Here is a 19,037-nt window from a genome sequence, read left to right as displayed (position 1 = left end):
AATAATTCCTAAAGAAGGATTTTTATGAAAAAATGTTTCCATCTATTACGGAATATTTTATAATTAAAAGGCAAGAAGTACAATTATCGACAAGACGTTGAGTATAACTTTTAGTCCGTATATAAACCGAAATGTCATCTATAGTTTTATAGAAGCAGTCTTAGTATTTAAGCCGTTGTGATACTAAGGTATAACTATAGAACCACTAAAGGTTTTGAAATCCACAAAACTTATCGGTTCTTATATAAGAGGACTTAAAATAAAATTAGGAGCAGAAAAGGGGATTTATTAGTGAAGCCATTTAATCAGGTAGCGATCCTTATTCCGTGTTTAAATCCGGATGAGAAAATGCTAAATCTTATTAAAAATTTAAGGTCAAATGAATTTGAACATATTATAGTTGTGAATGATGGAAGTGTTGAAACATTTGATTCGTATTTTGAAGAAGCAAAAAACGTGTATCATTGTCATGTGTTACGACATCATGTCAATTTAGGAAAAGGGCGTGCTTTAAAAACGGCATTTAATTATATTTTAAATACGTTTCCAAATCTCGTTGGGGTTGTAACCGTAGATGCCGATGGTCAGCATAGTCTTGAGGACATTATCAAATGTTCAAATACTTTGATGGAGCATCCGACAGATTTAATTATGGGGTGTCGTGACTTTGATGCAGCCAATATTCCGTTTAGAAGTCGCTTTGGAAATATTATGACACGTCATGTTTTTAAATTTTTATGTGGGGTCAAAGTGACCGATACACAAACAGGATTACGTGCTATCCCTCGTAACTACTTAAAAACATTGATGAATGTGTCGGGTGAACGTTTTGAGTTTGAAATGAATATGTTAATTGATTCAAAACAAAATCAAGTTCGTATTACAGAGGTTCCGATTCAAACGATTTATTTAGAAGAGAATAAGTCTTCTCATTTTAATCCGTTAGTTGATTCATTAAAAATATATTCGGTATTTTTAAAATTTATCTTATCTTCATTTGCCTCTTTTATTATTGATATTTCATTTTTTACCTTATTCATCTCGATTTTAAAAGGCATGTCAGGACTTAATTATATTATGATTGCAACGGTATTAGCACGTATCGTTTCGTCTGTTGCGAATTTCATGGTTAATAAAAATACCGTGTTTAATTTAAAAGAAAATTCTATTTCAACTGCTATCAAGTACTATTGTTTATGCATCATTCAAATGTTGATTTCTGGTGTTGGGGTGACTTATTTATTTAAAGTGTCTGAAATGAATGAAGTTGGTTTAAAATTAATCGTGGATGTCTTATTATTCTTATTAAGCTTCCAAATCCAACGTGAATGGGTCTTTAAGCGTGAAGTGGAAAATGAAGGAGGAAATAAACGCATATGTATTTAGTTTTATTTCTATTCATTTTATTAGCTATTACAGTTAGTTATAGCGGCTTCTTTAAAAAGCGTTTTGAAGAAGTGTTACCGATAACGGTCTTATCCATGACGTTATTAATGTATGTTTGCTCAATTTTGGGTTCATTAAAGGTTGGATATTATGCGGTGATCGGATTGACTATTTTAGCGATTGGATTCAGTCTTTATTTTGTTTGGAAAGATAAAAAAGAGTTTTTCATGCGTTCTCTAACACCAGGTTTACTATTTTTTGTACTATTCTTTGGGTTTATTTGGTGGGCTCATCGGGGTCGTTTATTAACACAATGGGATGAGTTTTCACATTGGGGATTAACGGTAAAGAATATGTTTGCACTTGATGTTCTTGGAAATCAATCCATTGCTACGACAACGTTTAAATCTTATCCACCGGCGATTGCCTTATTCCAATATTTCTTACAAAAACTATCTGGGGTATTTATTGAAGGAAATTTATATCGGGCCATCAATGTTTTTAATATCGCGTTATTGATTCCTATTTTAAAGTTTACCACTTGGAAAGAACCAAAGAAATTTTTAATGTTAGCTTTTACGGTACTTGTGGTTCCACTCGCTTTTTATTATGAGTTCTATCATACGATTTATGTTGATGCTACACTAGGTGTGATTTTTGGATATATCTTATATAGTTACTTTAGTCAGCCCATGTCTAAATTTAATTTATTGAATTTAAGCTTAGCTTTCGCTACACTCATCTTAACTAAAGAAACGGGATTTGGTTTAGCTGCCATTTCACTTGTTATTATTCTGCCAGATTTAATTTTAAATCGCCTAGAGGTTAAATCGTTTATGAAGCAAAATCGTTATGTGAATAAAGTGATGCTTATTTTGCCTTTAATCACTATTTTATTTGCGAAGTACTCATGGAGTTGGTACTTAAAGATTTGTCAAACAGGGAGTTACTGGGGAGAACCTGGTGTAACCTTACAAAAAGTATTAAATCTTTATGCCGATGATCAACCTGTGTATCGTAAACAAACGATGATTAATTTCTTTAATGCCTTATTTACTGATAAAATCACTGGCTTTATGATTGATATTAACTTTATAGGGTGTTTATTTATTTTTGCCTTATTAGGTGCAAGTTTAGTTTATTTAACAAACAAAAAATATCAAATTAGAATAAAATGGGCCATTCGTTTAATCTTTATGGGATGCCTCATTTTTGCAGCTTCACTCTTATCAGTCTATTTATTTACGTATTCAGAAGGGGAAGCAACAGGTCTTGCCTCACTCGCTCGCTATTTAGGAACCTATTTAACGGGATTCTTTATCTTCTTAGTATATATGTTGTTGAGTGTTGATTCTGATGAGTCAAAGAAGTTTAAGCCTTATTTACCATTAGCTTGTGTCGTCTTTTGCTTAATTTTCATCAATATTAAACCACTATTAAATAGTACCATTTTAGCCCCTTATTATATTGATCAAAGTGTTGAAACAAGATGGGATTATTATGAAATGGAAAAACTATTAGAGGTGGTTAATCCTACTGACCGTGTTTACCTTATTACGCAAAATAATCGTCATGGTCATTTAACATCACGTTATATTTTAACGCCAATTCACATTAATACATATGAGTATAGTTTAGGTGACCCTTATTCAGATACTGATTTATACACTTGTAATTTATCCGTTTCGGAATGGGCATCGAGGTTAAATGAGTATGATTATGTTTATTTACATCGCATTGATGAAAAATTTATTAATACTTATGGAAGTTTATTTGAATCAGGGATTGATTTAATGAACGATACGTTATATCGTGTGATCAAGGAAAATGGAACGGTACGTTTAGAAAATGTTTTAATGCCATAAAAAAAGGATGAGGTTCTCACACCGCATCCTTTTTATTTATATAAATAAAAAAAACACGAATCATATTGATTCGTGTTTATCCAAAATACCGTAGGTGTTAGGATATAAACCCGCTAAAATAGCAGGTGGGCATCGTATCTAGTGTTTTAGGAGTCCTAGGTGATAAAAGCTAGGCATTCAACACCACACTAGCGAATCGGATTCCCTAATCAGAAATGTTCGGATTTAAAGAACTAATCACCTTACGCATATCTCAGAAGATGAGTAAATTTTAACATGATATTGGATAGATTGCAAGGTCAATTTAACTCATCTCATTTATATCTAAACTAAATTCTTTTTGTTTTTAGCCCAAAGTGACCGTCAAGGCAAAATCTATCTTAATCTGAAGGGTTAGGGTCCTTATGGACTAGATAGAGTTTAAAATGTGGTATAAGAAGTGTATTATTTTAAATGAAAAATCATCTGACGGTTCAGTTTGGAATTAGATTTTATCATGTTAAGCGATAAAGTGCAATAAATAAATTGAGATAAAATAAAAAAACACGGATATTGCTATCCGTGTCATCTTAAATAACCCAAATTGCCGTAAGTGTTAGGATAATAAACCCGCTCGAGAGCAGGTGGGTATCCTGTCTGATATATTAGGATTCCTAACAAAATGGTTAGGCATTCAACACAATATCAGAACTCCGGATTCCCTTATCAGAAATGTTCGGATTTCACAACTAATCACCATACGCACAATTCAGGGGATTTAGACGCATATTATTTTTTACATCTACTGACGAAAATGAAATCATATGCATCTATCAAATGAAAGAGGTCACTCATCATAAAACAACTAAACTACATCATCTACGTGACAGTAACTTGATGTTGGATACCAACTAAAATCCGAGGAAATGAGGTATATTAATCACCAACAAATACTTACTGCCGAATGACATTTCATTTGACACTATTATTATAGCCAGTATTTTAGATTTCATACTAAATTTTAAAAAATAGCCTAAAAAAAGTGAGTCATCGTGGTAATTTAGAGAGAATAACGGTATAATCAAAGCAGTTAAATAATTAGAAAGAGTAAGGAGCAAGACGAGATGTTACATCAATTTTCTAGAAATGAATTAGTTTATGGACCTGAAGGAACAGAAATCTTAAAAAATAGTACGGTTGCCGTGCTCGGAATTGGTGGTGTCGGTTCGTTTGCCGTGGAGGCATTAGCACGTACAGGTGTGGGAACGTTAATTTTAATTGATAAAGATGTGGTAGATATCACGAATGTAAATCGTCAAATTCATGCGACTCATAAGACGGTAGGACGTAAAAAAGTTGAGGTGATGGCTGAGCGTATTGCGGAAATTAATCCAGCATGTAAGGTGATTCAAATGCATATGTTTTATACAGAAGAAACGGCTTCCTTATTATTTGATCATCACATTGATTTTATTGTAGATGCTTCAGATACAATTAGCTATAAAATTCATTTAATTAAAGAATGTTTAAAACGAAATATTAAATTTATTTCTTCAATGGGAGCCGCTAATAAATTAGATCCAACTAAATTTGAAATCACAGACTTGCAGAAGACGTCTTATGATCCAGTGGCTAAAGTGATTCGTACTAAATTAAAAAAAGAAAAAGTAAGTGGTAAAATTCCAGTTATTTATTCGACAGAGCGACCAATTATTGGACGAGAGGATACTCTTAAAATTGTTGGAAAAGAAGATAGTGAAGTTCGTAAACAACAATTACCACCTGCTTCGAATGCCTTTGTTCCAAGTGTAGCGGGATTAATCGCAGCTAGTTATGTCATCAATGAGTTAACCAAATCAATTAAAGTTAAGCGTAAAGGGGATCAAGCTTAAGCAAAGGGGGAAAATAATAATGAAGAAAATCATTTTAGCGGGGGGCTGTTTTTGGGGAGTCGAAGCTTATTTTAAGCGATTAAAAGGTGTTTTATCCACACGTGTCGGGTATACAGATGGTTTCACGATGAATCCAACTTATGAAGAAGTTTGTGCCCAAAATACGAATCATGTGGAAGCCTGTGAAATTTATTATGATGAGCAAGTTATTTCATTAGAGCGACTTCTTGAGCATTTATTTAAAATTATTGATCCCACTTCATTGAATAAACAAGGGGGGGACGTTGGCGTTCAATATCGAACAGGAATTTATTATGACGATGAAGCTTTGCGTCCGGTTATAGAAAGATTTATTCAAAAGATACAACCTAATTATGCATCTCCTATTGTGGTAGAAGTAAAAAAAGAGAGCCCCTTTTATCAGGCAGAGCGTTATCATCAAGACTATTTGACCAAAAATCCAATGGGATATTGTCATGTTAACTTATATCAAATTTCAGAAGAAGACTTAAAAGATGAGTATAAATAAGGAAAAAATTAGCGCTTTGCTAATTTTTTTTTGAATATTTAGAAAGATAGCTATCCCAAAATGATTTATCTCATGATAGAATAGAATTACTTTTTAAGATTGAGGAGAAACGACATGAAAAAGATTAAATTAGCCATTAAGCGACGATTAAACCATCCTTTAAGATTAACTATTAATGAAAAAAAACAAATTAAAATTCTTTATTTAGTTGCTAGCTTACTCATTTTGATGGGATTATTTGTTGAATATGGTTATTATTCAACCATTGGTCATTTAGGATCAACCATTGCCATTGAAATTTTTAAAATTCATTTGACTAAATTAATGGTTATTTTAGGATTTGCAACGGTGGTAGACTATAGTTTAGCTTCTTTATCGAATCATCGTCTTTTGACATTAAAACAAGGCGTAAAGAGCTTAATTGAACGTCCCTCATTATTATTTGTTATGATATTGATTTTAATGTTATCCTTAGACGCCCCGGTTACCGCTTTTTGTATGGCAAGTCTTTTAATAATTTTAGTCTCTTCAATGATTAAACCGAAAGGAAATTTATATCTCGTACACCCTGTATTAATTGGTTATTTAGTTGGGGTATGGGGAAGCATCTCCATTAATCAAAATTTAGGAATTTTACAAACCCCACCGATGTTTAGTTCACCTTTTATGAGTGCTGTTAACGGACCGCTTACCTTAACTTATGATGAATTTATTTTAAAGTTTCATTCCCTTCAAACTGTTTTAGCAGGATTATTTGAAGGATCGTTAGCGGGAACTTTAATTCTTCCCCTTATCATTTGTGCGCTATTTTTGATGAAGCGTCAAATTCTAGATTATAAGGTGTTTGTTCTTTATATTGGGACTTATACTTTGTTAGGTGCTTTATTTATGCAAATGGCTCATTTTGAGTATTGGATTTTATTATTATTTATGTTAAATGGGGGACTTTTGATTTGTCCGATTTTCTTAATCGCACGGTGTGAAAATCTTGCAAGTCGCCCGTATGTTAAATATTCATATATTGCTTTTACCTCGCTCTTGACATTTTTCTTATCGTATTACGTCCATTTTGTTTTTGGTCCTTATCTTGCATTAGGACTTAGCCAGTTTATCTTAGGAGTCAGTCAATTTTTATTAAGTCATCAAATAGTAAAGATGAAGGGCTTTAAAAATCAAAAACAGGTTATAGCTTAAGCTATAGCCTGTTTTTATTTTTTTAAAAATAAAAAGGAGAGGCATAATCAAAACTTAGACACCTATAATATAAAGACATAGAATAATTTTATGATACGACTAGCTGAACTTAACGAGGTGAGAGACATGGAAGAATTTTTTTCAAAATATGCAAAAATTATAAAATTTGGGATGTATACATTAGTGGTCTTAATGTTATTAAGCATTGTTTTTTTATTTGTTCAAACTTCTCCTATTTGGGGAAATATTCTTTCAGATATTTGGTCGAGTTTATTTCCATTTTTAATTGCCTTTTTATTAGCCTATGTTATTCATCCTCTCATTCTTTGCATTGATCGACTTCGGCTTCCAAGGGTTTTATCCGTTTTTTTATTTTATCTTTTTATTTTTGGAAGTTTATACGGTGTCATTTCATGGTTTTTGCCAACAATTTTAAGAGAGTTACATGATTTAGTCATGAATTTGCCTACTTATTTAGAGGCTATTCAAACACAAATTATGATTTTTGATCAGAAGTTTAATCTTAATGTCAGTCAGTATTTTTTAGGAGATTATAGTAGCTGGATGAGCACCTTGACGACTCATATGCGTGAAATTACAGGATGGACCTTCAATATGATTTTTTCAATTATTGGCTCATTAGTTAATATCATTATTGTTCCAATTGCGTTATTTTATTTTTTAAAAGACTTTGAGAAAATGATGCACGGGTTATTAAAAATTGTACCAAGGCGATTTCGACATCATGCAGTCTCAATCGCTGGGTTGTTAGATGAATCCTTGGGTTCATATATTCGTGGGGTCTTTTTAATTATGGTGACGTTGTCAATTATTGCAACCATTCTGTTGATGATTGCAGGAATTGATTATGCTTTATTATTTGGCGTTTTAATTGGCTTAACGGACTTTATTCCGTTTATTGGGCCATTTATTGGGGCTATTCCGGTTGTCGTCTTTGCGTTATCAATTTCTTGGAATAAAGTGATTATTGTAATTATTATTTTAGCCATTTTACAGTGTATAGAAGCGAATTTTTTACAGCCTTTCATTATTGGTCGCAACCTTGATATGCATCCTTTATTAATTATGATGATTATGGTGGTTGCTGCGACTATTATGGGCTTTCAAGGTGTATTTTTTGCACTTCCTGTCTTTTTAATGATCCGGACTTTTTCACGTTATTTATATTCAATTAAGGAAAAACACTTGGATTGAGATAAAAAAGTCTGCTTAATTCGACAAAATACTAATAAAAAGATTTTAAAAGTGGTCATTTTTTGGTAGAATTGAGGGTGAGTTAGTTGAAGAATCTGGATAATTTCTTCACTGAAAACACTTAAATTCTGATTTTTTAGAATGTTCCTAATGAATTACTGATATAACATTCATAACTTCAGATATACTAATAAAGGCAAATAAATCATTAGGATTTAATCTGTCTCGAGGAGGATTTCAATGGAAGTGAATAAGTATATTGATCACACGATTTTAAAACCTGAAACAACGAAAGCTCAAATTTTAACATTATGTGAAGAGGCAAAACAATTCAATTTTGCTTCAGTATGTGTGAATCCAACTTGGGTCGCAACTTGTGCTAATGAGTTAAAAGGAACAGACGTTAAAGTTTGTACAGTGATTGGATTTCCATTAGGAGCAACATTCAAAGAAGTAAAAGCATACGAAACAAAATTAGCAATTGAAAACGGGGCATCTGAAATTGATATGGTTATCAATGTAGGGGCTGCAAAAGATCAAAATTGGGAATTAGTGTATGAAGATATTAAGGCGGTTGTAGAGGCTGCAAACGGTGTCTTAGTAAAAGTTATTATCGAAACATGCTTATTAACAGATGAAGAAAAAGTAAAAGCTTGTGAAATGGCTGTTAAAGCAGGAGCTCATTTTGTTAAAACATCAACTGGATTCTCAACAGGTGGAGCCACAGCAGCTGACGTTGCTTTAATGCGTCAAACAGTAGGAGAATCAGTTGGGGTTAAAGCTTCAGGAGGTGTCCGTACCGCTGAGGATATGAAAGTGATGGTTGAAGCCGGAGCAAACCGTATTGGAACATCTGGTGGTGTTTCATTAGTTCAAGGAAAAGAAAATACAACAGCATATTAGTGATTTAAGAGGAGTGAATAAAATGGCAATTCCAACACCACACATTGGTTGTACAGAACAAGGAATTATCGCAGAAACAGTCTTATTACCAGGAGATCCATTACGTGCAAAATATATTGCAGACAATTTCTTAGAAGATGTTGTGCAATTTAATACAGTTCGTAATATGTTTGGATATACTGGAACTTATAAAGGGAAAAAAATCTCAGTTATGGGATCAGGAATGGGAATCCCATCTATTGGGATTTACTCTTACGAATTAATTCATTTTTACGGCGTGAAAAATTTAATTCGTATCGGTTCTTGTGGTTCTCTTCAAGAAGATGTAAAAATCCGTGATGTCATTATCGGAATGGGTGCTTGTACAAATTCTAACTATGCATCTCAATATAATTTACCAGGGACTTATGCTCCAATCGCTTCTTATGAATTATTAAGTAAAGCGGTCAAAGTAGCAGCTGAAAAAGAAATTGATGTTAAAGTCGGAAATATTTTATCTTCTGATATTTTCTATGATGCAGACGCAGATTCATGGAAAAAATGGGCTAAAATGGGAGTTATGGGTGTTGAAATGGAAGCAGCCGCTTTATATATGAATGCAGCTTACGCAGGCGTGAATGCATTATGTATTTTAACGGTGTCTGACTCATTAGTAACTCATGAAGTAACAACGGCTGAAGAACGTCAAAATACATTTACAAAAATGATGGAAATTGCGTTAGAATTAGCGTAATTAAGTAAAAGAACAATCCGAAAGAATAGGATTGTTCTTTTTATTTTAATAAAAAGAGGTATAAAATAAGTTTTCTAACTGATATTAAATAAGTAATAATGGATAAAAAAAGGAAGTGACGGGGTTGATTAAAAATAAAAAACTATTTTTATTCATCATTGGTTTACTTTGTTTGATGGCAGGATGTCAATGTCAGCAGGAGGCGGTCGCCTTATTATTACCTAAAGACATTTCAATTACGTTAGTAAAAAAAGAGGATATTCCAAAATTTAATGAAGTTCATCAAGATGTAGCACCGCCTAAAGAAGCTGAGGTTCCTAAGCCCTCAATAGATGAATCCGTTGAAAAGACAGATAGTGAAAATCAGCAGACAGGGAATGAGTCACCCAAAAATGAGAGTCCTCTTTCTACTTCAGAAGAGGAGAGTAGCCAAGTCAGACCAGCTTCAGGGGAATTCGTTGAAAGTATGGAACAACAGATTATTGACTTAGTCAATGATACGCGTGTAAGTTTAGGAATTGAATCATTGAGTAAAAGTAAGGAGTTAACCGACACAGCAAGAGCTAAATCAAAAGATATGTATGAGTATCAATATTTTGATCATAATGGCCATCTAACTTTTTCACAGCTTCAAGAGCAATTTCAAATAGCAGTGCATATTAGTGGTGAAAATATTTATCGTTCTCAAAGTCCATTAACAACAGCACAAGTTATTTTTGATGCATGGAAATCTTCTCCTAATCATTATGCTAATATGGTGAATGATGAATTTCATCAAATTGGAGTAGGGGTTTATGTTGTAGATGAAGAGGGGATTAGGACTTATTATGTGACACAACATTTCACGGATTAAATGATGATTATTGAATAAACTGTTAATAGGGATTTAGACCGTTAATAAAAATAAATGGAATTTTTTTGATTTAATGTTCAAAATACCCTATAATTAATGTGCAAGAAATTAAGGTAATTCTTAATTTAATAAATTAGAGGTGGTGAATTTATGGAAGTTCGTCAATTTGATGACTTAGGATATAAGTTAACAACGATAAAAAGTGATAAATTTAAAACGAATCTTATTTCAGTTTCGTTTCAATCGGAGATTGAACGTGATAGTGTAACGAAGCGTTCGTTACTTCCATATGTAATGCGTTCTGCAACGAAAAAATATCCTTCAAAAAAGGAATTAAATACGTATTTAGAAACCTTATATGGTGGTTCTTTATCAGCGACAGTTGAAAAACGTGGAAAAACACATAATATTAAGTTTTACCTTTCATTAGCAAATGAAAAATTTTTAAGTCATTCAGAAGATTTGCTCGAACAAGGAATTGATTTATTAAAAGAGGTCATTTTACATCCTTGTTTTGTTGACGGAGCCTTTAAAGATCAAGTGGTAGAAGTTGAAAAACGTTTATTAAAGGAATATATTGAATCGATTTATGATGATAAAGTTTCTTATTCCCTTCAAAAACTCGTTGAAATTATGTGTAAGGATGAAAGTTTTAGCATTACCTCTATCGGGTATGTCGAGGATTTAGAAAAAATTAACGCAAAAGATTTAGTAGAAACTTATCAAAAAATGCTGACAGAAGATCAAATAACGATTATGGTTGTCGGTGATATTGATCATCAAGCCGTGTATGAATCTTTTAAACAACATTTACAATTCAATGTTCAGTCAACAAATGCTCAAATAATTGACCACGAAGATAAAGAAATTAAAAAGATTGAAGTGGTGAAAGAAGAGCAAGATATCTCTCAAGGAAAACTAAATATTGGTTATCGAACTCATACCCGAATTGGAGAAGATGACTATCTACCATTATTAGTGTTTAATGGGATGTTTGGAGGATATGCTCATTCAAAATTATTTATGAATGTACGAGAAAAAGCTTCTTTATGTTACTACTGTGCCTCTCGTTTAGATAACTATAAAGGTTTAATGTATGTTTATTCAGGAATTGAAGCACAAAATTATCAAAAAGCATTAGAGATTATCGGCCAACAATTAAAGGATATGGTTGATGGTAATTTTACAGATAAAGAAATGGATTTAGCTAAAAAATCATTAATTAACTCTAAGTTAGAATCTTTAGATCAAGCGTCAGGGATGATGGCTCACGAAAATTTAAATGCTCTTTTAGACCAACCTTTAACCGTTGAAGAGTGGATTGATCAAGTGAATGCTGTTACTGTGGATGATATCAAGCGTGTTGCAAGTAAAATCGAAGAAGATGCCATCTTCTTCTTAACTGGGAAAGAGGTGACAGAATAATGGAATTTAAAGAGTTCCCTCAATTACAAGAAAAGTTATATTTTGAAGAATTAGAAAATGGGTTAAAAGTTTATTTATTACCCAAACCAGGCTTTAATAAATCTTTTGCAACCTTTACTACGAAATATGGTTCAATTGATAATGAGTTTGTTCCGATTGGGCAATCAGAAATGAAACGTGTTCCAGATGGAATTGCTCATTTCCTCGAACATAAATTATTTGAAAAACAAGACTATGATGTTTTTGAAAAATTCTCTGCACATAGTGCCTCGTCAAATGCTTTTACTTCATTTACGAGAACGTGTTATTTATTTTCTTGTACAAGTGAATTATCAGAGAATTTAACGACATTAATTGACTTTGTTCAAACTCCTTATTTTACAGAAGAAACGGTTGAAAAAGAAAAAGGCATTATTGCACAAGAAATAAAAATGTATGACGATAACCCTGATTTTAGAGCTTATTATGGAATCATTAATAATCTATTCAAAGATCACCCAGTAAAGATTGATATCGCCGGAACCGTTGATTCTATCCAACCGATTACAGCGGATTTATTATATGAATGTTATCATACCTTTTATCATCCTTCGAACATGTTACTCTTTGTTATTGGTGATTTTAATCCAGAAGAAATCATGACGTTAGTGCGTCAAAATCAAGCTGCTAAAGAATATGTGAAAGCAGATGAGATTCCACGCCAATATCCAGAAGAGCCTGATTATGCTGTGACAAAAGAAAGCGTCCTAGAAATGGAAGTCACGACTCCAAAAGTCTTTTTAGGAATTAAAGATGTGACAAAAGATCGTCAAGGTGAAGTTTTATTAAAGAATGAAATAGCTGTTGATATTATTTTTGATTTGATATTTGGTAGTAGTTCTGCTTATTATGAAGAAATGTTAGACAAGGGTTATATTAATGATACATTCTCTTATGAAACAAACTTTGAATCGGCCTTTGGTTTTTCTATTGTTGGAGGAGACACTCGATATCCCGATGAATTAGCATCGAGTTTAAGAGAAAAATTAGAGAGTATTTCAACCATGGCATTTAATGAAGATGAATTTAATCGGATCAAAAATAAAAAAGTAGGCCGCTTTTTAAGCGCTTTAAATTCTGTGGAATTTATTGCGAACCAATTCACACAATATGCTTTTAATGGTGTTCATTTATTTACGATTCTAGATATTTTAGAAAAATTAACGATTGAGGATTTACAACAGGTAGCAAAAGATTATTTTGTAGCCGATCGTTTTAGTACGTTTAAGTTACTTCCTAAAAAATAAAATAAAAAGAAACAGGATGAAATTCCTGTTTCTTTTTATTTTATAAGATAAAAAAAGGAGAACTGGTGGGGGGCACCAGTTCTCCTTGAGAGGGGAATAGTATAAGGTTGCATTGGTACTTAGCATAAAAAAGTTAGCTAAGTCAAAAACCCAATACGTTTGTTTGATGAGGGGATGTAAAAAATTAAAAATGGAATGAAAAACAATAATGAAAGGAATGTATTACATGAACGGGGGGGGATGTTCATGAATACAAAAAAAATTATATCAAAATTCGACAAAATTTTGTGTTCATTCTGTGTTCTTATATCTAAAAAAAGGTGAATACGTTTTCTGATTTTTAAAAATTAAAAAAAATAAAAAAAGGAAAAGAAGAAAAGTCATCGTATATTAAATTAGTGCGCACAATTTTAAAACTTTGGAGTGAAAAATTATGTTAAACAATGTTGTATTAGTCGGACGTGTGGTCCGTCAACCTGAGTTATCACAAACAATTGATGGAAAGAAAGTCTCAACGATTACACTAGCTGTCACTCGTTCTTTTAAAAATGCTTTGAGTGGTGAGTATGAAACAGATTTTATCAATATAACCCTATGGGAGGGAATTGCTAAAAGTGTAGTTGAATACTGTGGAAAAGGAGCCATCATTGGGGTGAAAGCAAGATTAGTTCATAAAACGTATGAGGTGCCTAATTATAAATCATTGAGAGTTGTTGAAGTCGTTGCAGAAAAAGTTTCGTTTATTCAAACTAAACCAATAGAACGTCAAGAATTAAAAGAATTGTCGACTGAAGATCAGGATCTCATTGAAGTGCTTCTTTAATAAGAGAAAAGTTTTAACCCTCCTTTTGTTAAGATAAAAGAGGGCTAAAACTTTTTTATTTTGATAGGTGAAGACGAATGTCTAACTTCAAAATGGACACGTTAATATTGAATCGAATACTTGAACTTATTAAGGGAATCTGTCAAAATAAATAGATAGTTAGTGAGCTTGTATGGTATCACTTCATCATTGTTATTTTGGGTTTAATTTATAATGGAGGATGATGCATGGCTAGAGAACAATTTGTGACAAATCGGTTAGAGCGATTAGCATATGGCGGCTATTTTATGGGACAAAATCTGATTTATTTTTTAGTTTATCAGTTTTTAATGCTATTTTATACCGATGTGGTTGGGATTACGGCGGGGGCCGTTGGAACGATGTTTTTAATTGCTAGAATTTTTGATGCGGTCAATGATCCCATTATGGGAATTATAGTAGATAAAACTAATTTAGAGGGTGGAAAATTTATCCCATGGATTAAATTAGTGATTTTTTTAATGCCTTTAACCACTGTTATCCTTTTTATTAAAGTAGGAGGTGGTGGGATCAATAGTTTGATTTATGCTTATATCACGTATCTTATTTGGGGCATTATTTATACCATTAGTGACGTTCCCATTTTTGCATTAGCAACAGTCATGACTCATAATTCAAATGAACGTGTGACCCTTATTTCCATAGGTCGTATTGGAGCAGGATTAGGATCCGTCATTATCTCGTTATTTTTTATGACCCTCCTCTCTAAAATCGCTTGGACTGGAACTGTTTTATTATTAGCCACTCTCGCCCTCCTGTCTATGTTACCTTTAAGATATCTAGGGAGAGAACGTTATGTTTATCAGCAAAAAGAGGTGTTAAGTCTTAAGAAAATCTTTAGCTTTGTCTTGAATAATAAATATTTACTCATTTTCTATGGTGCTATTATTATGGCGAGTTTAACGAATACCTCAACAGTCTCGATTAATTATTTTGCAATTTATAATTTAGGAAATGAATCTTATATTTCAACTTTAACCATTGCGAACATGATCCCTATGTTATTGGTTCCCTTTGTTTTACCTCCACTGATTAAACGATACGGTAAAAAGAAAATTTTTATTATGGCATTTATCGTTGCTATTCTCTCTTCATTGGTTTTTTATTTGATTGGCTATTCAAACATTGTATGGGTTCACCTTTTTACGACAATAAAAGGAATTGCACAAGTCCCAACTTTTATGATTGGATTATTTACCGTAGATTGTATTGAGTATGGAACGTATACAACAAATGAACGAGCAGAAGGCATTAGTTTTTCTTTACAAACTTTTACAGCTAAGTTATCGGCTGCTGTTGCTGGGGCGATTAGTGGATTTGTATTAGAGCGTGTGGGATATGAAGCTGGTGTGATACAAACCCCACAGACTTTAAATGGTATTTGGAACATGTATGTTTTATATCCTATTTTCGGCGCCGTTATTGCTATTATTATCATGTGGCGATATTATGACCTCACGGAAAAACAAGTCGATGACATGATTTTATTCAACACGAAATCAAAAAATATTTAGAAAAGGTGAGTCGTATGATTATTACAACAGCTTTTGATGAAACAGAGGCTCTTGTTTCACAAGCTTCAACTTTATCAAAAAAATTAAATATTCCGTTTTATTCACGTCATAAAAAGACTGTCAAATATTTATTAGAACATGTAGACTCTGATATATTTGTTGTTAATAATCAACGTGGATTAAGTTATTACAAAAAAGGCCAAGAGGAAGTTTTCTTTCATCCTAATATGGCTATGCATCGAATTAAGCAGCTCGAAAGGGGACAAAAAGACAGTTTAATCACAGCATGTCAGTTAGAATCAGGCATGACATTTTTAGATTGTAATTTAGGGTTAGCCTCTGATACATTGGTCGCTAACTATGTTGTTGGTCAGACGGGAGAAGTGGTGTCATTAGAAAAAAGTTTCCCTCTTTCCGTCATTGTTAAAGAAGGATTAAGTTACTATGTTCAGCATGAAAAACCAGAGTGGTCTTCATTAATTAATCGAATTCAGATTAGGAATGAAGATAATTTAGAATATTTAAAAAATTGTCGCAGTAACTCGTTTGATGTGGTATACTTTGATTTCATGTTTGATACTTCCGTTGAGTCTTCTCATGGGATTAAAGTAATCAAACCGATTGTATCTTATGATGTTATGACAAATGAACATGTTAAAGAAGCATTACGTGTCGCTAAGAAACGAGTCGTTGTTAAATCGAACTACGGGAATCTGTCAATAAAAGAATTAGGATTTGATATTAGAAGGGAAAATCAAAAACGGCATTTTTTCTATGGTGTCATTGATAAAGTTTAAAGTTGTAATAATAAGTAAGGTAATCATATAGTTTAGGAGTGAAATAAATGAAACAATACTTAGATTTATTAAATCATGTATTAGAGAATGGGACAACAAAAGGTGATCGAACAGGAACAGGAACGATTAGTACCTTTGGATATCAGATGCGTTTTGATTTGGCAGAAGGATTTCCGTTATTAACAACTAAAAAAGTTCACTTGAAATCAATTATTCATGAATTACTATGGTTTATTAGTGGAGATACAAACGTTAAGTATTTACAAGAAAATGGGGTACGAATTTGGAATGAGTGGGCAGATGAAGAAGGAAATTTAGGACCTGTTTATGGAAAACAATGGCGTCGTTGGGAAGGAGCTAATGGAACAGTTATTGATCAGTTAGCTGAAGTAGTAGAACAAATTAAAACAAATCCAAATTCACGTCGCTTAATTGTGAATGCCTGGAATGTTGGAGAACTTGATCAAATGGCCTTACCCCCATGTCATTTATTATTTCAATTTTATGTAAATGATGGAAAATTATCATGTATGTTATATCAACGTTCTGCTGATATTTTCTTAGGTGTACCATTTAATATTGCATCATATGCTTTATTAACGATGATGATTGCACAAGTGACAGGTTTAGAAGTTGGAGAGTTTGTTCATACTCTTGGAGATGCGCATATTTATCAAAATCATTTAGAACAAGTTAAAATTCAATTAGGACGTGATATTCGCCCTCTTCCAACCATGAAGTTAAATCAAGACGTTAAATCAATTTTTGATTTTAAATATGAAGATTTTACATTAGAAGGTTATGATCCTCATCCATTATTAAAAGGGGTTGTAGCAGTTTAAAAAAGGGGAATAGAAGATGATTTCACTTATTGTAGCTTTTGATCAAAATCAATTAATCGGTGTTAATAATCAATTACCGTGGCATTATAAAGAAGATTTAAAATATTTTAAAGAAACAACAACAGGACATGATATTTTAATGGGGCGTCATACGTTTGAGTCGATTTTGTCTTATCAAAATAAACCATTACCGAATCGTCACCATATTGTGTTAACGAAGCAAATGAGTTATAATCATGAACAAGTCACGATTACAGATAATTTAAATAAAATCTTAGCAAACTATCAAAATTCTAAAGAATTATTTGTCATTGGGGGTCGTTCAATTTATGAACAGACATTACCAATAGCAGATCGTTTATATATTACGCATATTGATGCTACCTTTGAAGGTGATACTTATTTCCCTGAAATTAATTGGGATGAGTGGCGTTGTATAAAGGAAAAAAAGGTTCAGGAGCTTAGATTTAATGTTTACGAAAGGGTGAGTAAGACTTGTTAACTATTTTATTTTGGGGATTGGGAGTTATAGGATTATTACTATTAATCATCATTATCACGGTTTTAGGTGTAAATTTCCGTGTTCAACAGCTAAAAGACGAAAAGTATTCTTCAGTTGAGAAGTTTTCATTTATCAGTTGGGTTGTTTCATGGGCTATTCCATTAGTATTTAATGTTCGAGTAGAAGTGGATGGTCTTGAAAAGTTAGATGAAGTTGAACACGGTGTTATTTATGCAAATCATCAAAGTAATATCGATATTGTGGCCATGTTGAAAGCGATTAAACGTCCGCATGGATACGTTGCTAAAAAGGAATTAGATCATATTTTTTTATTAAGTGATAGCATGCGTTTAATTCAATGTCAATTTATGGATCGAAATGATGTGCGACAATCTGTTAAGGTTATCTCAAATGCCGCTAAAACAGTTAAAGAAGGTCATTTAATGGTTATTTTCCCCGAAGGAACTCGTATGGTAGACGCAAAAATGGGTTCATTCAAAGCTGGAAGCTTTAAATTAGCCCAAAAAGCTAAAGCGGATATTATTCCAGTCACTATCTTTAATAGTTATGAAGTAGCGAAGCGTTGGCCAAGAAAAACGGTTGTTAAAATGAAAATTCACGATGCAATTCCTTATGAAGCTTATTCAGAATTGTCAACGAACGACATTTGTGAGCAAGTTGAAACAATTATCAAAAAAGCATTATAGAAAGAACAGTCTCTTAAGGAGACTGTTCTTTTTTTGTGCTAAAAATAAGTATAAAAAATTTTTGAATTCTAAAAATAAGTAATACATTCAATAGAAAGGGCGGAGTTAATGGAAAAGACACATCAAGAAATTGAATTAGAACCTGTCATTAAAATAGAAGAATGGATTTTTTTACTTTTGCTCGCTATGATTCCTATCGTGAATCTCGTTTCTTTTATTTATTATAGTTTTAGTAAACGAGTGAATACAAATAAACGAAATTTTGCAAAAGCCGTTCTTACTTATCTTATTGTCTTAATGTTATTAGTTATTTTAACAACTGTTTTAAGATAAAGGAGTTGATTATTTTGAAAAAAGAACGCCATGTCTCTCATACTGAGTCTCATTCAGCTTTTAATCATGCCTGGCAAAATGAAATGAATCGTTGCCTTCATCAAAGTCTGTTTGGTTTTTTTGAGTTCGGAAATGAATTTGATTTATCTTTAAATGAACTGACTTCCCCTATAGAAGATGATGAAAAAAATAAAAATAAAAATTATTAAAACAAAAAAGT

At 32.4% G+C, this 19,037-nt stretch carries 19 protein-coding genes and 2 other RNA genes; 19 read left to right on the top strand and 2 right to left on the bottom strand.

Features of this window, described 5'->3' with window-relative positions; all coding sequences use genetic code 11:
• Window positions 1-291: 291 nt before the first annotated feature.
• On the top strand, window positions 292-1,386 hold the full coding sequence (locus J6D32_RS13955; RefSeq protein ID WP_006785677.1) for a bifunctional glycosyltransferase family 2/GtrA family protein: 1,095 nt from the start codon (window positions 292-294) through the stop codon (window positions 1,384-1,386).
• Window positions 1,377-3,251 carry a hypothetical protein gene (locus J6D32_RS13950; protein ID WP_006785678.1) on the top strand — a complete coding sequence of 625 codons (1,875 nt, stop codon included), beginning with the start codon at window positions 1,377-1,379 and terminating at the stop codon, window positions 3,249-3,251. Before J6D32_RS13955 ends, J6D32_RS13950 begins: the two co-directional genes overlap by 10 nt.
• 73 nt (window positions 3,252-3,324) lie before the next feature.
• Here the strand turns inward: J6D32_RS13950 and ssrS (J6D32_RS13945) are convergent.
• Window positions 3,325-3,514, bottom strand: a non-coding RNA gene (gene ssrS, locus J6D32_RS13945) — 6S RNA.
• A 308-nt stretch (window positions 3,515-3,822) separates the two neighbouring features.
• Window positions 3,823-4,009: non-coding RNA, 6S RNA (ssrS, locus tag J6D32_RS13940), on the bottom strand.
• A 345-nt stretch (window positions 4,010-4,354) separates the two neighbouring features.
• On the opposite strand from ssrS (J6D32_RS13940), the gene J6D32_RS13935 reads away from it, so the two are divergent.
• The 17 genes from J6D32_RS13935 (at window position 4,355) to J6D32_RS13855 (ending at window position 19,026) form a co-directional block, all read left to right on the top strand.
• Window positions 4,355-5,122: a tRNA threonylcarbamoyladenosine dehydratase gene (locus J6D32_RS13935; protein ID WP_009606971.1), complete on the top strand. Its 768-nt coding sequence runs from the start codon at window positions 4,355-4,357 to the stop codon at window positions 5,120-5,122.
• Window positions 5,123-5,141: 19 nt separating this feature from the next.
• Complete coding sequence (gene msrA, locus J6D32_RS13930; RefSeq protein ID WP_006784512.1) at window positions 5,142-5,651, top strand: peptide-methionine (S)-S-oxide reductase MsrA; 510 nt, start codon at window positions 5,142-5,144, stop codon at window positions 5,649-5,651.
• 114 nt (window positions 5,652-5,765) lie between these two features.
• Window positions 5,766-6,845 (top strand): RnfABCDGE type electron transport complex subunit D, encoded by a 1,080-nt coding sequence (locus J6D32_RS13925; RefSeq protein WP_147633364.1) that lies wholly within the window; start codon window positions 5,766-5,768, stop codon window positions 6,843-6,845.
• Window positions 6,846-6,971: 126 nt separating this feature from the next.
• On the top strand, window positions 6,972-8,060 hold the full coding sequence (locus J6D32_RS13920) for an AI-2E family transporter (RefSeq protein WP_006784514.1): 1,089 nt from the start codon (window positions 6,972-6,974) through the stop codon (window positions 8,058-8,060).
• Window positions 8,061-8,300: 240 nt separating this feature from the next.
• Window positions 8,301-8,963: a deoxyribose-phosphate aldolase gene (deoC, locus tag J6D32_RS13915; RefSeq protein WP_006784515.1), complete on the top strand. Its 663-nt coding sequence runs from the start codon at window positions 8,301-8,303 to the stop codon at window positions 8,961-8,963.
• A gap of 22 nt (window positions 8,964-8,985) precedes the next feature.
• Complete coding sequence (gene deoD, locus J6D32_RS13910) at window positions 8,986-9,696, top strand: purine-nucleoside phosphorylase (protein WP_009606972.1); 711 nt, start codon at window positions 8,986-8,988, stop codon at window positions 9,694-9,696.
• A gap of 124 nt (window positions 9,697-9,820) precedes the next feature.
• Window positions 9,821-10,549, top strand: a complete 729-nt coding sequence (locus tag J6D32_RS13905; RefSeq protein WP_006784517.1) for a CAP domain-containing protein — start codon at window positions 9,821-9,823, stop codon at window positions 10,547-10,549.
• A 150-nt stretch (window positions 10,550-10,699) separates the two neighbouring features.
• Window positions 10,700-11,974, top strand: coding sequence for an EF-P 5-aminopentanol modification-associated protein YfmF (gene yfmF / locus J6D32_RS13900; RefSeq protein ID WP_006784518.1), 1,275 nt, complete (start codon window positions 10,700-10,702; stop codon window positions 11,972-11,974).
• On the top strand, window positions 11,974-13,260 hold the full coding sequence (gene yfmH, locus J6D32_RS13895) for an EF-P 5-aminopentanol modification-associated protein YfmH (RefSeq protein WP_006784519.1): 1,287 nt from the start codon (window positions 11,974-11,976) through the stop codon (window positions 13,258-13,260). Before yfmF ends, yfmH begins: the two co-directional genes overlap by 1 nt.
• A gap of 433 nt (window positions 13,261-13,693) precedes the next feature.
• A complete protein-coding gene (gene ssb / locus J6D32_RS13890; RefSeq protein WP_006784520.1) occupies window positions 13,694-14,083 on the top strand; it encodes a single-stranded DNA-binding protein in 390 nt (129 codons plus the stop codon).
• Window positions 14,084-14,310: 227 nt separating this feature from the next.
• A complete protein-coding gene (locus J6D32_RS13885) occupies window positions 14,311-15,636 on the top strand; it encodes an MFS transporter (protein WP_006784521.1) in 1,326 nt (441 codons plus the stop codon).
• Between the two features lie 14 nt (window positions 15,637-15,650).
• Window positions 15,651-16,433, top strand: a complete 783-nt coding sequence (locus J6D32_RS13880; RefSeq protein ID WP_006784522.1) for a class I SAM-dependent methyltransferase — start codon at window positions 15,651-15,653, stop codon at window positions 16,431-16,433.
• A gap of 47 nt (window positions 16,434-16,480) precedes the next feature.
• A complete protein-coding gene (locus tag J6D32_RS13875; protein ID WP_006784523.1) occupies window positions 16,481-17,275 on the top strand; it encodes a thymidylate synthase in 795 nt (264 codons plus the stop codon).
• Window positions 17,276-17,291: 16 nt separating this feature from the next.
• Window positions 17,292-17,777 carry a dihydrofolate reductase gene (locus J6D32_RS13870; protein WP_006784524.1) on the top strand — a complete coding sequence of 162 codons (486 nt, stop codon included), beginning with the start codon at window positions 17,292-17,294 and terminating at the stop codon, window positions 17,775-17,777.
• Window positions 17,771-18,484, top strand: coding sequence for a lysophospholipid acyltransferase family protein (locus tag J6D32_RS13865; protein WP_006784525.1), 714 nt, complete (start codon window positions 17,771-17,773; stop codon window positions 18,482-18,484). The genes J6D32_RS13870 and J6D32_RS13865 overlap by 7 nt, the downstream gene beginning before the upstream one ends.
• Window positions 18,485-18,592: 108 nt before the next feature.
• Window positions 18,593-18,817, top strand: a complete 225-nt coding sequence (locus tag J6D32_RS13860; protein ID WP_006784526.1) for a hypothetical protein — start codon at window positions 18,593-18,595, stop codon at window positions 18,815-18,817.
• Window positions 18,818-18,831: 14 nt separating this feature from the next.
• On the top strand, window positions 18,832-19,026 hold the full coding sequence (locus tag J6D32_RS13855; RefSeq protein ID WP_006784527.1) for a hypothetical protein: 195 nt from the start codon (window positions 18,832-18,834) through the stop codon (window positions 19,024-19,026).
• Window positions 19,027-19,037: the final 11 nt, after the last annotated feature.

The sequence above is a fragment of the Turicibacter sp. genome (assembly GCF_017941855.1).
Taxonomy (GTDB): Bacteria; Bacillota_I; Bacilli_A; order MOL361; family Turicibacteraceae; genus Turicibacter; species Turicibacter sanguinis.
This window is presented reverse-complemented; position numbering and strand designations above follow the sequence as displayed.